The organism is Streptomyces sp. NPDC005803 (genome assembly GCF_040630435.1).
Classification (GTDB): Bacteria; Actinomycetota; Actinomycetes; order Streptomycetales; family Streptomycetaceae; genus Streptomyces.
In genome coordinates this window covers 346,208-364,369 of sequence record NZ_JBEXXO010000005.1, presented here as the reverse complement: position 1 = coordinate 364,369, position 18,162 = coordinate 346,208, and the positions used below count along the sequence as shown (strand labels likewise).

The following is an 18,162-nucleotide window of genomic DNA, read 5'->3' as shown; positions in this document are numbered from 1 at the left end:
CATGGCGGGGTGCCAGGGGCCGCGCATACCGCGAGCGGAGTACGCAGGGGGCGTGCCGTACGCCTTGAGGAGGCCGGACACCTCCGCCTGACGGCAGTACAGGAGCGGCGGACGCCCGCATAGGCTCGATCCCATGCAGACCCCTCTTGCGCGTACGTCCCGGTGGCGGCGACTGCTGCCCCGCACCCGAGGCCGATGGGCGGCGGGCATCGCCGCGCTCGTCGTGCTGGCCGGGGCCGGGACCTGGACCGCCGTGGCCGACGACGGCGCGCCGGCCGTGCACCGGCAGGACCGGATGATGCGCGTCGACGGGGTGTCCCTCGACACGTCGTACTTCACGACCGGCGGCACCGGGCGCAGGCCCGCCGTGCTCATCGGCCACGGGTTCGGCGGCAGCAAGGCCGAGACCCGGGCGCAGGCCGAGCAGTTGGCCGCCGACGGCTACGCCGTCATGACCTGGTCCGCGCGCGGCTTCGGCAGGTCCGGGGGCAAGATCGGGCTCAACGCACCCGACCGCGAGGTCACGGACGTCTCCCGGCTGATCGACTGGCTCGCCGGCCGCCCCGAGGTGCAGCTCGACGGCTCGGGCGACCCCCGCGTCGGCATCACCGGGGCCTCCTACGGCGGTGCCGTCTCCCTCCTCGCCGCCGGGTACGACGAGCGCGTCGACGCCATCGCCCCGGAGATCACCTACTGGAACCTCGCCGACTCCCTCTTCCCCGACGGGGTGTTCAAGAAGCTCTGGGCCGGCATCTTCGTCACCACCGGCGGCGGCTGCGGGAACTTCGAGAAGCAGCTCTGCGCCATGTACGAGCGGGTCGCCGTGAGCGGCAAGCCGGACGCCGCCGCACGTGCCCTGCTGACCGAACGGTCCCCGAGCGCCGTCGCCGACCGCATCAAGGTGCCCGCCCTGATCGTGCAGGGGCAGACCGACTCCCTCTTCCCGCTCGGCCAGGCCGACGCCATGGCCAAGGCCGTCAAGGCCAACGGGGCACCCGTCTCCGTCGACTGGATCGCCGGCGGACACGACGGCGGCGACAGGGAGACCGAGCGGGTGCACAAGCGGGTCGGGAACTGGTTCGACCGCTATCTGAAGGGCGACCAGAGCGCCGACACCGGGCCCGCCTTCCGCGTCACCCGGACCGGCGGCATCGACTCCACCGACGGGGCCGCCCTCACCCGCGGCGCGAGCAGCGACACCTACCCCGGGCTGCGCGGCGGCCCGCAGCGCATCGAACTGAGCGGTGGCACCCAGGTGTTCACCAACCCCGCCGGAGCCAGCCCGCCCGCCATCTCCGCCGTCCCGGGCGTCGGCGGCGGCCTCGCCCAGCTCTCCACGCTCGGCGTCGGGCTCTCCGTCGACTTCCCCGGGCAGTACGCCCGCTTCGACTCCGCCCCGCTGACCACGTCGCGGCGCATCACCGGCTCACCGACCGTGCGCGTGAACGTGAAGGCGGGGCAGGGCGACGCGGTGCTGTTCGGCAAGGTGTACGACGTGTCGCCGGACGGGAAGCAGCAGGTGCTCCCCTCCCAGCTCGTCGCCCCCCACCGGATCACCCCCGAGCAGCAGGGCACGCCCCTGGAGCTGACGCTGCCCGCCGTCGACCACGAACTCGACTCGGGACACCGGCTCCGGCTCGTGCTGGCCGCCACCGACCTCGGCTACGCGTCCCCGGCCGCGCCGACCACGTACACCGTCTCCCTCGACGGCCCGCTCACCCTGCCCACCGCGCCCGGCCTGACGACCGCGTCGGCCGCCCTGCCGTGGTGGACCTGGGGGCTCCCGGCCGCCGCCGTGGTGATCGCGGCGGCCCTGCTGCTCAGCACCCGGCGCCGTACCGCCACGCCCGCCCCGGACCCCGCGCTCACCGACGTACCGCTGCAGATCACCGGCCTGTCGAAGAAGTACGCCAAGTCCGCCGACCGGTACGCGGTCAAGGAGCTGTCGTTCCGCGTCGAGAAGGGGCAGGTGCTCGGACTCCTCGGGCCGAACGGCGCCGGCAAGACCACCACCCTGCGCATGCTCATGGGGCTCATCACGCCCGACGACGGCGAGATCCGGGTCTTCGGACGGGCCGTCCGGCCCGGTGCGCCCGTGCTGTCCCGCGTCGGGTCCTTCGTCGAGGGGGCCGGTTTCCTGCCGCACCTGTCCGGCCGCGCCAACCTGGAGCTGTACTGGCAGGCCACCGGACGGCCCGCGGCGGACTCGCACATCGAGGAGGCCCTGGAGATCGCCGGGCTCGGCGACGCACTGGCCAGGGCCGTGCGTACGTACTCGCAGGGCATGCGGCAACGCCTCGCCATCGCCCAGGCCATGCTCGGGATGCCCGACCTCCTCATCCTCGACGAGCCGACCAACGGGCTCGACCCGCCCCAGATCCGCGAGATGCGGGACGTGATGATCCGGTACGCGGCCGGCGGCCGTACCGTCATCGTCTCCAGCCACCTGCTGTCCGAGGTCGAGCAGTCCTGCACCCATCTGGTGGTCATGGACCGCGGCCGGCTCGTCCAGGCCGGCCCCGTCGCCGAGATCACGGGCTCCGGCGACATGGTGCTGGTCACCTCCGCCGAGGAGATCACCGAACCGCTCGTCGAGAAGATCGCCGCGCTCGCGGGGATCGGCTCCGCCGTCCGCACCGACGACACGCACGGCCTGCTCGTCCGGCTCGACGGCGCCACCTCGCCGCAGCTCGTCACCGAACTGGTGCGCCTGGACGTGCCGTTGACCGGTGTCGGACCGCACCGCCGCCTGGAGGACGCGTTCCTCACCCTGATCTCCGGAGGCTCCGCATGAGTACCACGGCCGAAGTCGCCGAGGCCCCCGAGGCCCCCGGATACCGTGCCCGGCGCACCCTTCCGCTGCGCGTGGAGGCGGTGCGCCAGCTGCGCAGGCGGCGCACGCTGCTCATGGGCGGGGTGCTGGGCGCGCTGCCGTTCATCCTGATCATCGCCTTCGCGATCGGCGGCACCCCGGACGGCGGGCCCGGGGGAGGCGACCGGCTCACCCTGATGGACACCGCGACCGCGTCCGCCGCGAACTTCGCGGCGACCTGTCTGTTCGTCTCGGCCGGCTTCCTGCTGGTGGTGCCGGTGGCGCTGTTCTGCGGCGACACCGTGGCCTCCGAGGCGAGCTGGTCCTCGCTGCGCTATCTGCTGGCGGCGCCCGTGCCCCGGTCCCGACTGCTCTGGAGCAAGCTCGTCGTGGCACTCGGCTTCAGCCTCGCCGCGATGGTGCTGCTGCCGCTCGTCGCGCTGGCCGCCGGCGCCGCGGCGTACGGCTGGGGGCCGCTCGAACTGCCCACCGGCGGTGCGCTGGCGACGGGGGACACCGTGCCCAGGATCGCGCTCGTCGTCGCCTTCATCTTCGTCTCCCAACTCGTCACCGCGGGGCTCGCGTTCTGGCTGTCGACGAAGACGGACGCCCCGCTCGGCGCGGTCGGCGGCGCGGTCGGGCTGACCATCGTCGGCAACGTGCTGGACGCGGTCACCGCGCTCGGCTCCTGGCGCGACTTCCTGCCCGCCCACTGGCAGTTCGCGTGGGCCGACGCACTCCAGCCCGACCTGGAGTGGGCCGGCATGGCGAAGGGCGCGGCCATCTCGGTGACCTACGCCCTGCTCCTGTTCGCCTTCGCCTTCCGGGGGTTCAGCCGTAAGGACATCGTGTCCTGACCTGGACCTTCCGCCCGGTCCTATCCGCCGTTGCCGCATCGAGACGGTTCCGCAACGTCCTCGACGGCTCCGGCGCCCCCGCTCGCACGTCACATTCGCAAGGGGTGACACCACGACACGGGGGGACGACGGATGAAACGCCGGACACGGACGGAACGCCGGACACGGACGGAACGCCGGACACGGATGTACCGGGGGGCAGCGGGTCTGCTCCTCACCGGGGGCGTACTGCTCACCGGCTGCTCGGGAGGGACGAGCGCCGACAGGACCTCCGCAGCCGAGGGCGGCGGACGCGCACCCGCCCCCGCACCGGCGGCCCCGGGCGGGGTGGCCGAGGACGGGGCGGCCGAGGGCGGTGCGAAGGCGACGGACCGGGCGGGGAAGGCGGACGGGCTGAAGGAGTCCGCCCCACCGGACTACCTGTCCACGTTCGCGCTGGACGTGGACACCGCCTCCTACGGATACGCGCGCCGCACCCTCGCCGACGGTCGGCTGCCGGGCCCGGAGACCGTACGGCCCGAGGAGTTCGTCAACAGCTTCCGCCAGGGCTACCGGCGCCCGGCCGGCAACGGCTTCACGGTCACCGTCGACGGGGCGCGGGCCGGCGGAGAGGACGGCGACTGGTCGCTGCTCCGGGTCGGCCTGGCCACCAAGGCCGCGCCCAGCAGCGCCGAACGGCCGCCCGCCGCCCTCACCTTCGTCGTCGACGTCTCCGGCTCCATGGCCTCGTCCGACCGCCTGGGACTGGTGAAGACCTCACTCGGCGTCCTCACCGACGAGCTGCGCGACGACGACTCGGTCTCCCTGGTCACCTTCAGCGACGAGGCGAAGACCGTCCTGCCGATGACCCGGCTGCGGGACCACCGGGGGAAGATCCACGACGCCGTCGACTCCATGGAACCCGCCGCCTCCACCGACGTGGGGGCGGGCGTCCGGCGCGGTTACGAGGAAGCGGTCGACGGCCACCGCAAGGGCGCCAACAACCGCGTCGTCCTGCTCTCCGACGCGCTCGCCAACACCGGTGAGACCGACGCCGACGCCATCCTCGAACGGATCGACTCGGCCCGCCGCGAGTACGGCATCACCCTCTTCGGGGTCGGCGTCGGCAGCGACTACGGCGACGCCCTGATGGAGCGGCTCACCAACAAGGGCGACGGCCACACCACCTACATCGCCGACGAGGAACAGGCCCGCAAGGTCTTCGTCGACCAGCTGCCCGCGCACCTCGAACTGACGGCGCGCGACGCGAAGGCGCAGGTCGCCTTCGACCCGAAGACCGTGGAGAAGTTCCGGCTGATCGGGTACGAGGACCGCAAGGTCGCCGACGACGACTTCCGGAACGACAGCGTGGACGGAGGCGAGATCGGCCCCGGGCACACCGTGACGGCGCTCTACGCCGTGCGCCTGCGGGCCGGGGCCTCGGGCCACGTCGCCACCGCGACCGTACGCTGGCTCGACCCGGAGACCCGGTCCGCCCACGAGCGGACGGGCTCGGTCGAGACCGGCGCGATCGACGGCACGTTGTGGGGCGGAAGCAACACCAGGCTCCAAGTGGCGGCAGCGGCCGCCTACTTCGCCGACCGCCTGCGCGGCGGCGCACTCCCGGGCACACCCGCTTACGGTGAACTGGCCACCAGGGCCGACGAACTGGCCCGGAAGACCGAGGACGACGCGGTGGCGAAGCTGGCCACCGCGATCGGCCGGGCGGACCGCCTCGAGGGCGGTCGCGCCGACACCGGAACGGGCGCGGGAGAGGGCGAGATGGACTGACCGGCCCCCTGCCGGGCCGCGGCGTGAACCGGTCGTACGTCCCTGCGAAATCAGGAAGTGCGACCGGTCCAGCCGCGCCATGATGCACCCATGGACTCCCTGTTCCGGACGCTCGCCGTGATCACGACCGGCCTCTACGCCGGCTTCATGCTGACGTTCCTCGTCGCGATCATGCCCGGGCTCGCCGCACTGCCCGACGAAGGCTTCACCGCGGCGATGCGCCGCTTCAACGAGAAGGTTCCGGGGCCCGTCTTCCTCGTCCTCTTCCTCGGGGTGATCGCCTTCCCGGTCGTCGCGGTCTTCACCGAGCACGGCGAGGACGGGTGGCCGCTGGTGGTAGCCGCGTCGGCCTGCGCGGTCGTCTCCCATCTGGTCACGATCGCCGGCAACATCCCGCTGAACACGGCGCTCGCCGAGTCCGAGGGCGGCGACGACGCCGCGGCACGCACCGCGTTCGAAGCCCGCTGGAACGCCCTCCACCGCTTCCGCACCGCCCTCTCGCTCGCCGCCTTCGTCCTCCTGACCGCAGCGGCCTGACGCCACCTCGGCGCGCGGGCGGGGTGGGGGCGGGGTCCGGCCAGGTGCGGAGCTCGCGGGCCGGGCGCCGGGTTCGGTCTCCGGCCGGCCGCCAGGGCAGACCGCGGGCCAGCCGTCCGGCCGACTCGGGTCGGGCGTCAGGCCAGGTGGAACACCTCGGTGAGCGGCACCATCGCCTCGTCCGCCGCCTCCGTCTGCTCGAAGAAGTCCGCCATGTCCCGCTGCCACCGCTCGTTGACCTCGGTCGCCGCCATCGCCTCACGGGCCGCGTCGAAGTCCTCCGTCTCCAGATAGCCGACGAGCAGGCCGTCCTCGCGCAGGAAGAGCGAGTAGTTGTGCCAGCCCGCCTCGGAGAGCGCGGCGAGCATGTCCGGCCAGACTGCGGCGTGACGTTCGCGGTACTCGTCGACGCGGTCCTTGCGGACGTTCAGCAGGAAACAGACGCGCTGCATGATCGGGACTCCAGGGGCGGTGGACGCGCCGCTGCGAGATCCGCGGAGGCGCACGTACTGAAAGGTTTCAATCGGCCTCGCCGAAAGCTAGACGGGCAGCGGGTGCGCAGTCAATGGGGTCGCGGCGGGGTGGTGCGCCGGGTTTACGTGGTCGCTACGCGCGGCTCGCTAGCGTGCCTTCGGCCCACGAGAAAGGCCCTCCTGGACGGAGGGCCCCACGATGATGCGAGCTGTGCGCCCCCGGCAGGACTCGAACCTGCGGCCAAGCGCTTAGAAGGCGCCTGCTCTATCCACTGAGCTACGGGGGCCGGGTGTGGGCCTCGGTGGCCCGGAGCCCTGGACCGGGGCGGTCCGTGACCTTGCCGGGACAAGGATAGGGCTCCTCTTGGCTCGTCCCGGTTGCTTCACCTGCGTGGCACGATGTGGAGGTTCAGTGAAGCGAGACGATAATCGCAGGTAGGTGCGATTCATGCATCGCTTTTGACGCCTCACGCCCCGGGTGTTGTGCACTCGTTATGCCTGCGCCCCACTCGTCCCCTCTGTCCGGACGGGGGAACCGGCGCGCAGAGGGGGCTATACGCTTCAAAAAGCCGCCAAAATTGGGCATTCTTCGCATGTGGTGACCTTGGACGTACGGCCTCAGCTCATCGACGCACTTTCCGCCCTGCGCGACCGTGTCGCCGCCGTGCGTCTTCCTCTTCCCCTCCCAGGAGCTCCACGCGCCCGGCAGACCAGGATCGAGCTGCTCGCCCAGCTCGACGACTACCTGCTGCCCCGGCTCAAGGACCCCGAGGCGCCCCTGCTCGCGGTCATCGGCGGATCCACCGGAGCGGGCAAGTCGACGCTGGTCAACTCGCTCGTCGGACGCCGGGTCAGCGAGGCCGGGGTGCTGCGGCCGACCACGCGGACACCCGTGCTCGTCTGCCATCCTGACGACCACCACTGGTTCGCCGACATCCGCGTGCTGCCGCAGCTCACCCGGGTCTGGTTGGCCCCCGAGGAGTCCGCCGACCCCGGCCAGTGCGACGACCTCGACGGACCCGACGGGAACGCCGCCGAGGAAGGGACCGCGCTGCGCGTCGAGACCGCCGCCGGGCTGCCGCGCGGCCTCGCCCTGCTGGACGCCCCCGACATCGACTCGCTCGTCGTACGCAACCGTGTCCTGGCCGCCGAACTCATCTGCGCGGCGGACGTCTGGGTCATGGTGACCACCGCCTCCCGCTACGCCGACGCCGTGCCGTGGCACCTGCTGCGTACGGCCAAGGAGTACGACGCCTCCCTCGTCACCGTCCTCGACCGGGTGCCGCACCAGGTGATCGCCGAGGTGTCACGGCAGTACGGCGCGCTGCTGACCAAGGCCGGGCTCGGCGAGGTGCCGCGCTTCACCATCCCCGAACTGCCCGAATCGGCCGGCGGCGGCAGCGGACTGCTGCCCACCACCGCCGTCGCCCCGCTGCGGGCCTGGCTCACCCACCGCGCGCAGGACCCGGCGGCCCGTCAGCAGGCGGTCGGGCGTACGGCGGCCGGGGTCATCGACTCCCTCGACGTGCGGATGCCGGCCCTGGCCGGAGCCGTCGCGGCGCAGTACGCGGCCGCCGTGCGGCTGACCGCCGTGGTGGAGGACGCGTACAGCCAGGAGGGCGCACGTGTCCGGCGGCGGCTCAAGAACGGCGGGGCGCTCGCCGGGGACGCCCGGACCCGGTGGCGCGGCTACCCGCTGTACAGCACCTCGGAGGAGGTCCTCGACGCACTCGTGGAGTCCCTCGCCGCACTGCTGGAGTGCGCGGTGGCGGCGGCCGACGAAACGATCCGAACGACCTGGCGGCGGGAACCCGCCGCGGGGGCGTTCGCCTTCGAGACGGCAGGCCGCGAAGCCGGCGGGTGGGGTCCCGCCGAGGACATCCGCGGCCGGACCGCCATGGCCGTACGGCGGTGGCGCCGGGTCCTGGAGGAACTGGCCGAGGAAGAGGTGCGCCTCCTGGAACGCAACACCGCTCCGGACCCCGAGACCGTCGCCGCCCTCCTCGCCGCCGCCCTCCTCGGCGGACGCCGGGCCCGTACCGCCGGAGAACAACTGGCCGAACGCATCGGAGTCCAGGGCGCCCTGCGCCTGCGCGACAAGGGCGGCGCGCTGCTCGCCGGCTGCCTCGACCAGGTCCTCGGCGGCGAACGCGACCGTCGGCTCGCCCCGCTGGACGCGCTCGACGTGGCCCCCGAACCGCAGGCCGAACTCATCGCCGCGCTGTCCGTACTGCAGAAGGAGAGGTGGCAGCGATGACTGCCGTCACTGACGAAGGTCCGGGACAGAGCCGGAGCGGGGACCAGAAGCGGGAATCCGGCCGGAGCCCTGACGGGGCCTGCGCCACCGGTGAGAACGCCGGGCGGGACCGGGACACCCCGCCCGGCGGCTGGGACGACGGGCTGATCGCCCGCCGCGCCACCGCCGCCACCGGGGAGTCCACGCCCGATGAGGCCCAGGCCCCCGCGGCGGTCCAGGAGGACGACGTACGGCCCCAGGTCGAGGCGTACGTGCCCTCCGGCAGCCCGCTCACCCCGCGCCTGGACGCCCTGCGCGAACTCGTCGGGCTGTCCAGGGCCCGGCTCGACCGCAGCGCCCTCGCCGAGGCGGGCCGGGTCCTCGACGAGGCCGCGGCCCGGCAGCGGCTCTCCTCCCGCCACACCGTCGTCGCCGTCGCCGGAGCGAGCGGCAGCGGCAAATCGACCCTCTTCAACGCCCTCGCGGGCACCCAGATCTCCGAAACCGGGCTCCGCAGACCGACCACGTCCGCCCCCATCGCCTGCTCCTGGACGGACGGCGCCGCGGGGCTGCTGGACCGGCTCGCGATCCCCGGGCGGCTCAGGCGCAGGCCCCAGGCGGGCGGCACGGCGGCCGACGAGGCGCTCCAGGGCCTCGTCCTGGTCGACCTGCCCGACCACGACTCGGCGGCGGCCGGGCACCGCGACCAGGTGGACCGGGTGCTGGCGCTGGTCGACGCGGTGATCTGGGTGGTGGACCCGGAGAAGTACGCCGACGCGGCCCTGCACGAACGCTATCTGCGGCCGCTCGCCGGACACGCCGAGGTCACCTTCGTGGTCCTCAACCAGATCGACCGGCTGCCCGGTGAGGCAGCCGACCAGGTCCTGGACGACCTGCGCCGGCTCCTCGACGAGGACGGCATGGCCCTCGGCGAGCATGGCGAACCCGGTGCCACCGTCCTGTCCCTGTCCGCGCTCACCGGGGACGGCGTGGGCGAGCTGCGTGAACTGCTCGGCCGGTTCGTCCAGGACCGCACGGCGGCCACCCGCCGGCTGTCGGCGGACGTGGACTCCGCCGCGGCCAGGCTGCGCCCGGAGTACGTCGCCGAGGGGCGGCCGGGGCTGGGGGAGCGGGCCCGGGAGGAGTTCGCCGACCGGCTTGCGGAGGCCGTCGGCGCCGCCGCCGCGGGGCAGGCCGCCGAACGCGAATGGCGCCGCAACGCCGGGCGGGCGTGCGGGACGCCGTGGCTGCGGCTGTGGCGCTGGTACCAGTCCACCCGGCAGCCCGGCGGCGCGGACCGTGGCGTGCTCACCGCGCCGCCCGAGGAACAGCTCACCGCACGCCAACGGGTCGAACAAGCGGTGCGCACGGTGGCCGACGCCGCCGCCGACGGGCTGCCGGGACCGTGGGCGCAGGCGGTGCGCGAGGCCGCGGTGCACGGGGCGCGCGGGCTGCCCGAGGCGCTCGACGAACTGGCCGGGCGCGCCGCGGAGGCTGAGGACCGCGGCGCGGACGACGGAACGGCCGGTGGAGCGGCCGGGGCCGACGGCCGGGACGGCACGGACACGGAAGCGGCGGACGGGGGGCGCGCGAGTGCCAGGCCCCCGCGGCCGGCCTGGTGGCCCGCGGCCGTACTGGCGCAGGTGGCGATGACACTGCTGCAGATCTTCGGCGGCCTGTGGCTGGCCGGCCAGATCGTCGGCGTACTGGAGCCGGGGCTGCTGACGCCCGCTCTGGTGATGCTGGCGGGCATCATCGGCGGTCCGCTGGTGGAGTGGTCGTGCGCGGCGGCCGCCCGGGGGCCCGCGCGACGGTACGGCCAGGAGGCCGAACGAAGGCTGCGCGAGGCGGCGGCGGCCTGCGGGCGGGCCCGGGTGCTCGATCCGGTGTCGGCGGAGCTGGTGCGCTACCGGGAGGTGCGTGAGCGGTTCGTGGCGGTGACGGAGTTTTCCACAACGGGCCGTTAGTCCACAGGCCGCAGCAGGAATTCCGCCTCCCCTTCAGCATGGGACCAGTGACCGGCCGCAAGAGCGCGGTCACTGGTATCCGGACCGAAGGGGAGGCGGAGTCATGAACGAGACCTTGGTGACGCTGGTGGGGAACGCGGCGACCGGTGTGGACTTCCGGGAGACCGCGAGCGGGGGAATGGCGCGATTCCGGTTCGCGGTGACGCCGCGGCGGTGGGACCGGGAGAAACAGCTGTGGGCGGACGGGCACACCAGCTTCTACACCGTGTGGGCCTGGCGCACCCTGGCAGCCAATCTGTCGGGTTCCGTGGCCGTGGGGGAGCCCTTGGTGGTGCACGGCAGGCTCAAGGTGCGCGAGGAGGAACGGGAGGGGCAGCGCCGGACGTTCGTGGACATCGAGGCGGTGGCGGTGGGGCACGACCTGACCCGGGGGACGTCGGCCTTCCGGCGTGTGGTCAGGGGCGAACCGGGGCTGACGGCGAGGACCGACGGGCAGCGGGCCGACGAGCCGGACCGGTGGGCCGTGCGGGACCGGCCGACGGACCCCGAAGCGCCCCCGGAGCTGACGGAATCACGCGGTGCGGAGGGCCCTCAGGCAGGGGCGGACCGGGCGGAACCACGGGAGGCCAAGTCCGCGCCGGCAGCGGCGGGCCGGGCCGGACGCCCTGGCGCGGCGCGCCGGACGGTACGTCAGAAACGGGACGCGGAACTGGTGTCGGTGCCCTGACGGGCCGCCCGGTGGAGGGGGTGAGGGGCGCATGACGACCCGAGTTCCTTCCCCCTCCGGGGCGTTACCCGGGATAACGATTCCGATTCGGAATGGTTGTCGGACGGTATGACGGGGGACTGTGCTTCGCTCGGTCCTTAGGATTCCTCAGTACTCACAGGGCACTTGAGTCGGCTGGCGGGACATTCCCCACACGCGTACCGGACGCGAGGGTCTCGCCCGGAGGGGAATTCTGTGTTTTCTGCTTCTTCAGCGACCACCTCGTCAACCATGACGACGGCCAACCCCCGACGGAACCGGGGCGTAGCCCGGCTGGCCGCCTCGGTGGTGGCATCCGGCCTGGTCGTGGCCGGCGTCCTCACCGGCGCGGGCGGCGCGGTCGCCGACGAGGCGCCCCCGCACCAGGGCGGCGCGACGGCGGTCCTGGACGGACTGAAGACCTTCGACACCGCGGTCCTGCACACGGACGGCAAGAGCCAGAAGCTGCCCGCGGGGCTCTTCGAGATGACCGTCGACGGCGGCGGCAAGTTCAAGACGTACTGCATCGACATCCACAACCCCACCCAGGACCAGGCGAAGTACCTGGAGACCCCCTGGGACCAGACCTCCCTCGGCACCAACAAGAACGCCGGCCGGATCCGCTGGATCCTGGAGCACTCCTACCCGAAGATCGACGACCTCCAGGCACTCGCCGACAAGGCCGGCACGGGCCCGCTCACCGAGCAGACCGCGGCGGCCGGCACCCAGGTCGCCATCTGGCGCTACTCGGACAAGGCCGACGTGACGGCGTCCGACGCGCAGGCGGAGAAGCTCGCCGACTGGCTGGAGACCTCCGCCACGAACACCTCCGAGCCCAAGGCGTCCCTCGCCCTGGACCCGGTGGCGGTGTCCGGCCACCCCGGTGAGCGGGTCGGTCCCGTCACCGTCCACACCAACGCCGGGCAGGTCTCCGTGAGCCCGCCGGCCGACTCCGCCAGCGGCGTCAGGATCACCGACAAGAAGGGCAAGGCCGTCACCACGGCCGCCAACGGCTCCCAGCTCTGGTTCGACATCCCGGCAGGCGCCGCCGACGGCACCGCCTCCCTGACCGTCCAGGCCACCACCTCGGTCCCCGTCGGCCGCGCCTTCGCCGGTGCCACCAAGAGCCAGACGCAGATCCTGGCCGGCTCCAGCGAGTCCACGGTCTCCGCGAACGTCAACGCGACCTGGGCCGGCAAGGGCGCGATCCCGGCGGTCACGGCGAAGAAGAACTGCGCCAAGGGCGGTGTGGACGTCACCACGAGCAACAAGGGTGACGCGGCGTTCACCTACGAACTGGCCGGTCAGGAGCACACGGTCGCGCCCGGCAAGTCCGAGACGGTGACCGTGCCGGTCGCCGAGGACCAGGCGTACGACGTCACGGTCACCGGCCCCGCCGGGTTCACCCGCACCTTCAAGGGCGTCCTGGACTGCCTGACCGCGGGCAGCGGCAACGACCTCACCACGCAGACCGCCGAGCAGCCCACCACGATCACCGCCACGGCCGGTGGCAGCACGACCGGCGCCGAGGGCAACCTCGCCGAGACCGGCGGCTCCAACGCCACCCCGATGATCGCGGGCATCGCGATCGCCCTGGTCGTCATCGGCGGCGGCGCGGTCTTCTTCCTCCGCCGGCACAAGGGCCAGACCTCCGGCGAGTGACGAGCGACGGGCGGACAGCCCTTGGCGCTGATCGCGGCCCCGGTAACGCTTCGGCGTACCGGGGCCTTCGCGTATCGCAGCCGGTGTCCGCGCCGTCCGGACCCGCGGCGTCCGAGGCGCACCGTCCGGGACCGGGGACGCAGGGGCGCTCGACGTACTGGAGCACCCGATGGTGGGGGTCACGGGTGTTCGCAGTACTGGAGCACCCCTCCGGCGGAGAAGCAGAGTGCTCCGGTGAGGGTGCCCCAGTTGGCGATGTCGACGTTCACGAGGCTCCCCGTGGCGGGGCGGGTGAAGTCGGCCAGCGCCGCGACCAGGAAGAGCACGGACCCGAGTTGGTTGACCGCGACGATCCACCAGCCGAGATCGCGGGGACGGAGTCCCGGCCGGCCATGGCAGACCTCGACCAGGGCGAAATGCCCCGAGACGAGGAACAGGGTGCACCCCACCATGTCGGGGGCCCACACGAGTCTGTTCACCTGCTGTACCGAAAGCCCCTGCAACAGGGAACTCAGCAGGTTGATGCCGAACACCAGCGTTCCCACGAACAGCAGAAAGGTGCTCAGCCAGTCGATCCGGCCGGGCTCGTAGCTCCACCATCTCCAGTGCCGGGTGGCAAGCGCCCCGGTCCCGTCGTCCTGGCGAGGAGCGTTGACTGCCTGGAGGAGCGACCCGTAGCCGCCCGCGTTGAAGAAGAGGCCGCCGACGAAGTAGATCCAGGCACCCGTCGCACCACCCGTGCCGAACTGCGCCACCGCTGCCCCGGTGGCGAACAGGCCCCCACCCACCGCGAACGCACCCGCCGCCACGGCGTTCAGCCTGCGCAGACGGCCGACCGACGCGATGTCCGCCCGCCGGGAGCGTGGCTCGGACTCACCCGCTGCCCGCACAGTGAGCAGCCCGCGCTTGCGCGCCGGCCGCGACTCCCAGACCGCGGTGCCTCCGTCGCTGAGGCGCCAGGTCAGTCGTGTCGTGAAGGGCCCCGCACCCTCGGCGGTCCGCTCGATTCGGCTCACCGCTCGACCCTAGCCCTTTAGGGGCATTCATCCCTTATGCGGCTCGGCCTCCCGCAGACATGACGGGGCCCTCTCGGCGGGCAGGGCCGACTACGACAGCCCACCTGGCGGTGGCGGGCCGGCCGAGGTTGTGGAGACGGTTCCAGAGCGCGGGCCAGCGCCGTTGAGCCTGGGGAGCGTGAGGAGCGGGCAGGTCCCTCCGAGCCGCGACGCCATCGGGTGATGTGGCTCAGCCAGCCGGGTGACAGCGGCCAGGGCAGGCCGCACCCGGGCAGGCGGGTGTTCCAGGATCGGTGCCGCCGCCGGCTCCGGCGGAATGTGCGTCGACCGGGTCCGTGCCGCGCGAGCGGCGCGGACAAGGCTGTCCGAGGAGTCCGATCCCATGCGTTCACGCGTCATCGCTGTCATGGCCGCCGCCGTTGCGGCCACTGCGGTACTCGCCCAACCCGCCCACGCCGCCCCGCTCGTCGACGGGGTCTACCGGTTCGCGGCCCTCCAGGATGGCAAGTGCCTGACCTGGCCGAAATCGGCCGGGAACAGGGGCATGGTGACGCTGGGCGACTGCACGGACAACGCGAACACCTCGGCGAACTGGCAGGTGCGTCAACGCCCCAACGGAACGATGGAAGTCTCCACGGCGGGCTCGAACCCCCGCACCTGCCTGACCGTGGCTACCGACTACCGGGTGATGGCCAACGACTGTGCCGGCAAGTATGCCGAGTGGACCGTCTCCATCGGCTCCGCCGGCCCCGGCAGTGTGGTGTGGGCCGACATCGAGCACACCCCCAGCGATCAGTCCAGCTCGTGGGGGAAGCTGGTGGACGACCCTGGCGTCATCGGCCGCATCTGGGTGAGGCGGGCACCGATCGATCCCCACTTCTGGACACTGCAGCAGGTCGGCTAGGAGCCCAGCACCCCTCGGTCACGGGCGGCCCGCCTGGGTGTCGTGCCTCTTTCATCGGGGGCCCGGTGTTCGTGGTGAGGGCGGGCTGTCCTGGGCCGCTCCCGGCCGAGACCGGGAGTCAAGCCCGGCCCGACGAGTGGACGACCTCCGCCTCACCGATCGTTCCCAGGCCCTCCCCGGCCTACCAGGACGCGGGGAAGTGACCGAGCGCGACAGCCAGTGACAGATCGCCTACAAGCGCGGACACGCGTACGGCCAGGTCAGGCCCACCCACCGGTACGGGTTTCCGTCAAGAGGTAGCCGTCAGGCAAGATGGGGTGTATCTGCCCACTCATCGATTGCCGGACGGTTTCTCTTGGCTGAGTACATCTACACGATGCGCAAGACACGCAAGGCGCACGGCGACAAGGTCATCCTTGACGACGTCACGCTGAGCTTCCTGCCCGGCGCGAAGATCGGTGTGGTGGGTCCCAACGGTGCCGGTAAGTCCACGGTGCTGAAGATCATGGCGGGCCTGGAGCAGCCGTCCAACGGTGACGCCTTCCTGTCGCCCGGGTTCAGCGTCGGCATCCTCATGCAGGAGCCCCACCTCGACGAGTCGAAGACCGTTCTGGAGAACGTCCAGGACGGCGCCGCCGAGATCATGGGCAAGCTCACGCGCTTCAACGAGGTCGCCGAGCTCATGGCGACCGACTACTCCGACGCGCTCATGGACGAGATGGGCAAGCTGCAGGAGGACCTGGACCACGCCAACGCGTGGGACCTGGACGCGCAGCTGGAGCAGGCCATGGACGCGCTGGGCTGCCCGCCCGGCGACTGGCCGGTCACCACCCTCTCCGGTGGTGAGAAGCGCCGCGTCGCGCTCTGCAAGCTCCTCATCGAGGCGCCCGACCTGCTGCTGCTCGACGAGCCCACCAACCACCTCGACGCCGAGTCGGTGAACTGGCTGGAGCAGCACCTCTCGAAGTACGCGGGCGCCGTGGTGGCCGTGACCCACGACCGGTACTTCCTGAACAACGTCGCCGAGTGGATCCTCGAACTCGACCGCGGCCGCGCCATCCCCTACGAGGGCAACTACTCCACGTACCTGGAGAAGAAGGCCACCCGTCTCAAGGTCGAGGGCCGCAAGGACGAGAAGCGGCAGAAGCGGCTCAAGGAAGAGCTGGAGTGGGTGCGGTCGAACGCCAAGGGGCGCCAGACCAAGTCCAAGGCGCGTCTGGCCCGGTACGAGGAGATGGCGGCCGAGGCGGACAAGATGCGGAAGCTGGACTTCGAGGAGATCCAGATTCCGCCGGGCCCGCGGCTCGGTTCCATCGTCGTCGAGGTCGAGAACCTCTCGAAGGCCTTCGGCGACAAGGTCCTCATCGACGACCTGTCGTTCACGCTGCCGCGCAACGGCATCGTGGGCATCATCGGTCCGAACGGCGCGGGCAAGACCACTCTGTTCAAGATGATCCAGGGCCTGGAGACGCCGGACGCCGGATCCATCAAGGTCGGCGACACGGTCAAGATCTCCTACGTCGACCAGTCCCGAGCCAACATCGACCCGAAGAAGACCCTCTGGGCCGTCGTGTCGGACGAGCTGGACTACATCAACGTCGGTCAGGTCGAGATGCCGTCGCGGGCGTACGTCTCCGCGTTCGGCTTCAAGGGCCCGGACCAGCAGAAGCCGGCCGGTGTGCTCTCCGGTGGTGAGCGCAACCGCCTCAACCTGGCGCTGACGCTCAAGGAGGGCGGCAACCTGCTGCTCCTCGACGAGCCCACCAACGACCTCGACGTCGAGACCCTCTCCTCGCTCGAGAACGCCCTCCTGGAGTTCCCGGGTGCGGCCGTGGTCATCTCCCACGACCGTTGGTTCCTCGACCGCGTCGCCACGCACATCCTGGCGTACGAGGGCGACTCCAAGTGGTACTGGTTCGAGGGCAACTTCGAGTCGTACGAGAAGAACAAGGTCGAGCGCCTCGGCGCGGACGCGGCCCGCCCGCACCGCGCCACGTACAAGAAGCTCACGCGAGGCTGATCGTCTTGGCACGTCACCTCTACAGCTGCCCGCTGCGCTGGTCGGACATGGATGCCTTCGGGCACGTCAACAACGTGGTCTTCCTCCGCTACCTGGAGGAGGCGCGCATCGACTTCATGTTCCGGCTGGCGCCGGGGGACGGCTCGCCGTCGTTCGCGGGCGGCTCCGTCGTGGCCCGGCACGAGATCGACTACGTGCGGCCGCTGGTCCACCGGCACGCGCCGGTGACCGTCGAGTCCTGGGTCACGAAGATAGGCGCCGCGTCGCTCACGATCGCGTACGAGATCAAGGACCCGGAGCAGGTGTACGTACGGGCGTCGACCGTGGTCGTCCCGTACAACCTGGCCGAGGAGCGCCCCCGGCGGATCTCCGCCGAGGAGAAGCGCTTCCTCCAGGAGTACATGGCCGAGGAGCCCGCGGCGGTATGACCGTGCCGGTGCAGTCCCTGCGGTTCGCTGACGCGAGGGAGGCCGCGGATCTCGCGGCCTTCCTCGGCCGGCTGCTGCACTACGACCGGGCCGCCGCCGTACGCCTGCAGGCGGGCGGTGGGGCGCTGGCCGTGTTCGGCCGGCCGCCGTCCTTCGAGGTCCTGGCGATCCGGGCGGTGCGGCTGGACGGTACGCACGCGTTCGACGTGACCGTGTCCGCGGGTGAACTCCTCGAGTCGCTGGAGGAGTCCACCGGTTCCGGCGCCGTCCCCACGCCCGTCACGGGGCCCCCGTGGACGGGTGTCCTGCCTCCGCGCGGCGGCTGGCAGGAGCGCGCGGGACTGCCCGGGGCACCCGCCCTGAGCGCGGTGCTGAACGACGCCGTCGCCGAGTTCCGTACCCGCGACGCGGCGCTGCCCGAGGACCGGCGGACCCGGGCGGAGCGGGACCTCATCGGGCGTGACATCTGGTCGCGGCCCGTCGGCGGCACGGAACTTCCGCTGCGCGCCGTGCACGCGGCGCAGGCGCTCGGTTTCCTGCGCGCCGCGCCGGAGTTCCCCGTGGCCCTGCTGGCGACGGGCTCCTGGCTGCGGCTGCGTACCCCTTACGGGTCCATCGCCCTGCGGCGGGCGGGCGCGGCGGGGGGACTGGGGACGCTCGCCGTGTCCGTGGGCCGGTAGGCAGGCCTCTCGGGGCAGGCCGGCAGGCGGTGCGGGCTCGCCGAAGCGAGGACCG

Annotated in this window: 14 protein-coding genes and 1 tRNA gene; 12 read left to right on the top strand and 3 right to left on the bottom strand. The window is 72.2% G+C overall.

Annotated features, from left to right (window positions below; all coding sequences use genetic code 11):
* Positions 1-133: 133 nt before the first annotated feature.
* The 4 genes from ABZ454_RS10455 (at position 134) to ABZ454_RS10440 (ending at position 5,976) form a co-directional block, all read left to right on the top strand.
* A complete protein-coding gene (locus ABZ454_RS10455; protein ID WP_359537100.1) occupies positions 134-2,794 on the top strand; it encodes an alpha/beta fold hydrolase in 2,661 nt (886 codons plus the stop codon).
* Positions 2,791-3,669 (top strand): ABC transporter permease, encoded by an 879-nt coding sequence (locus ABZ454_RS10450; protein WP_359537098.1) that lies wholly within the window; start codon positions 2,791-2,793, stop codon positions 3,667-3,669. The genes ABZ454_RS10455 and ABZ454_RS10450 overlap by 4 nt, the downstream gene beginning before the upstream one ends.
* 186 nt (positions 3,670-3,855) lie before the next feature.
* Positions 3,856-5,439, top strand: coding sequence for a von Willebrand factor type A domain-containing protein (locus ABZ454_RS10445; protein ID WP_359537096.1), 1,584 nt, complete (start codon positions 3,856-3,858; stop codon positions 5,437-5,439).
* Positions 5,440-5,529: 90 nt separating this feature from the next.
* A complete protein-coding gene (locus ABZ454_RS10440; protein WP_359537094.1) occupies positions 5,530-5,976 on the top strand; it encodes an anthrone oxygenase family protein in 447 nt (148 codons plus the stop codon).
* Positions 5,977-6,113: 137 nt separating this feature from the next.
* Here the strand turns inward: ABZ454_RS10440 and ABZ454_RS10435 are convergent, their stop codons facing one another.
* Both ABZ454_RS10435 and ABZ454_RS10430 read right to left on the bottom strand, forming a co-directional pair.
* The gene (locus ABZ454_RS10435) at positions 6,114-6,428 is read right to left on the bottom strand and encodes an L-rhamnose mutarotase (RefSeq protein WP_356322704.1); all 315 of its coding nucleotides are present in this window, start codon (positions 6,426-6,428) and stop codon (positions 6,114-6,116) included.
* 235 nt (positions 6,429-6,663) lie between these two features.
* Positions 6,664-6,736 (bottom strand) — tRNA-Arg (locus tag ABZ454_RS10430).
* 317 nt (positions 6,737-7,053) lie between these two features.
* On the opposite strand from ABZ454_RS10430, the gene ABZ454_RS10425 reads away from it, so the two are divergent.
* From ABZ454_RS10425 to ABZ454_RS10410, 4 genes are all read left to right on the top strand, one after another.
* Positions 7,054-8,706 carry a dynamin family protein gene (locus ABZ454_RS10425; protein WP_356322723.1) on the top strand — a complete coding sequence of 551 codons (1,653 nt, stop codon included), beginning with the start codon at positions 7,054-7,056 and terminating at the stop codon, positions 8,704-8,706.
* On the top strand, positions 8,703-10,652 hold the full coding sequence (locus ABZ454_RS10420) for a GTPase (protein ID WP_359537091.1): 1,950 nt from the start codon (positions 8,703-8,705) through the stop codon (positions 10,650-10,652). Before ABZ454_RS10425 ends, ABZ454_RS10420 begins: the two co-directional genes overlap by 4 nt.
* 103 nt (positions 10,653-10,755) lie before the next feature.
* Positions 10,756-11,379 (top strand): single-stranded DNA-binding protein, encoded by a 624-nt coding sequence (locus ABZ454_RS10415; protein ID WP_359537089.1) that lies wholly within the window; start codon positions 10,756-10,758, stop codon positions 11,377-11,379.
* 270 nt (positions 11,380-11,649) lie between these two features.
* Positions 11,650-13,059 carry an LAETG motif-containing sortase-dependent surface protein gene (locus ABZ454_RS10410; RefSeq protein ID WP_359537086.1) on the top strand — a complete coding sequence of 470 codons (1,410 nt, stop codon included), beginning with the start codon at positions 11,650-11,652 and terminating at the stop codon, positions 13,057-13,059.
* Positions 13,060-13,238: 179 nt separating this feature from the next.
* Here the strand turns inward: ABZ454_RS10410 and ABZ454_RS10405 are convergent, their stop codons facing one another.
* The gene (locus tag ABZ454_RS10405) at positions 13,239-14,075 is read right to left on the bottom strand and encodes a hypothetical protein (RefSeq protein ID WP_359537084.1); all 837 of its coding nucleotides are present in this window, start codon (positions 14,073-14,075) and stop codon (positions 13,239-13,241) included.
* Positions 14,076-14,457: 382 nt separating this feature from the next.
* Between ABZ454_RS10405 and ABZ454_RS10400 the strand changes: the two genes are divergently transcribed.
* The 4 genes from ABZ454_RS10400 (at position 14,458) to ABZ454_RS10385 (ending at position 18,107) form a co-directional block, all read left to right on the top strand.
* Entirely contained in the window at positions 14,458-14,979 is a 522-nt protein-coding gene (locus ABZ454_RS10400; protein ID WP_359537081.1) for a ricin-type beta-trefoil lectin domain protein, read from the top strand.
* 355 nt (positions 14,980-15,334) lie between these two features.
* The gene (gene ettA, locus ABZ454_RS10395) at positions 15,335-16,999 is read left to right on the top strand and encodes an energy-dependent translational throttle protein EttA (protein ID WP_356322710.1); all 1,665 of its coding nucleotides are present in this window, start codon (positions 15,335-15,337) and stop codon (positions 16,997-16,999) included.
* 5 nt (positions 17,000-17,004) lie between these two features.
* The gene (locus ABZ454_RS10390) at positions 17,005-17,427 is read left to right on the top strand and encodes a thioesterase family protein (RefSeq protein ID WP_359537079.1); all 423 of its coding nucleotides are present in this window, start codon (positions 17,005-17,007) and stop codon (positions 17,425-17,427) included.
* Positions 17,424-18,107: a hypothetical protein gene (locus ABZ454_RS10385; RefSeq protein WP_359537077.1), complete on the top strand. Its 684-nt coding sequence runs from the start codon at positions 17,424-17,426 to the stop codon at positions 18,105-18,107. Before ABZ454_RS10390 ends, ABZ454_RS10385 begins: the two co-directional genes overlap by 4 nt.
* Positions 18,108-18,162 lie beyond the last annotated feature (55 nt).

Bases quoted from the DNA above. Each gene is read 5' to 3' on its own strand.
- ABZ454_RS10455 (WP_359537100.1), top strand. From the start codon at position 134: ATGCAGACCCCTCTTGCGCGTACGTCCCGGTGGCGGCGACTGCTGCCC.
- ABZ454_RS10450 (WP_359537098.1), top strand. From the start codon at position 2,791: ATGAGTACCACGGCCGAAGTCGCCGAGGCCCCCGAGGCCCCCGGATAC.
- ABZ454_RS10445 (WP_359537096.1), top strand. From the start codon at position 3,856: ATGTACCGGGGGGCAGCGGGTCTGCTCCTCACCGGGGGCGTACTGCTC.
- ABZ454_RS10440 (WP_359537094.1), top strand. From the start codon at position 5,530: ATGGACTCCCTGTTCCGGACGCTCGCCGTGATCACGACCGGCCTCTAC.
- ABZ454_RS10435 (WP_356322704.1), bottom strand. From the start codon at position 6,428: ATGCAGCGCGTCTGTTTCCTGCTGAACGTCCGCAAGGACCGCGTCGAC.
- ABZ454_RS10420 (WP_359537091.1), top strand. From the start codon at position 8,703: ATGACTGCCGTCACTGACGAAGGTCCGGGACAGAGCCGGAGCGGGGAC.
- ABZ454_RS10415 (WP_359537089.1), top strand. From the start codon at position 10,756: ATGAACGAGACCTTGGTGACGCTGGTGGGGAACGCGGCGACCGGTGTG.
- ABZ454_RS10410 (WP_359537086.1), top strand. From the start codon at position 11,650: ATGACGACGGCCAACCCCCGACGGAACCGGGGCGTAGCCCGGCTGGCC.
- ABZ454_RS10400 (WP_359537081.1), top strand. From the start codon at position 14,458: ATGCGTTCACGCGTCATCGCTGTCATGGCCGCCGCCGTTGCGGCCACT.
- ABZ454_RS10385 (WP_359537077.1), top strand. From the start codon at position 17,424: ATGACCGTGCCGGTGCAGTCCCTGCGGTTCGCTGACGCGAGGGAGGCC.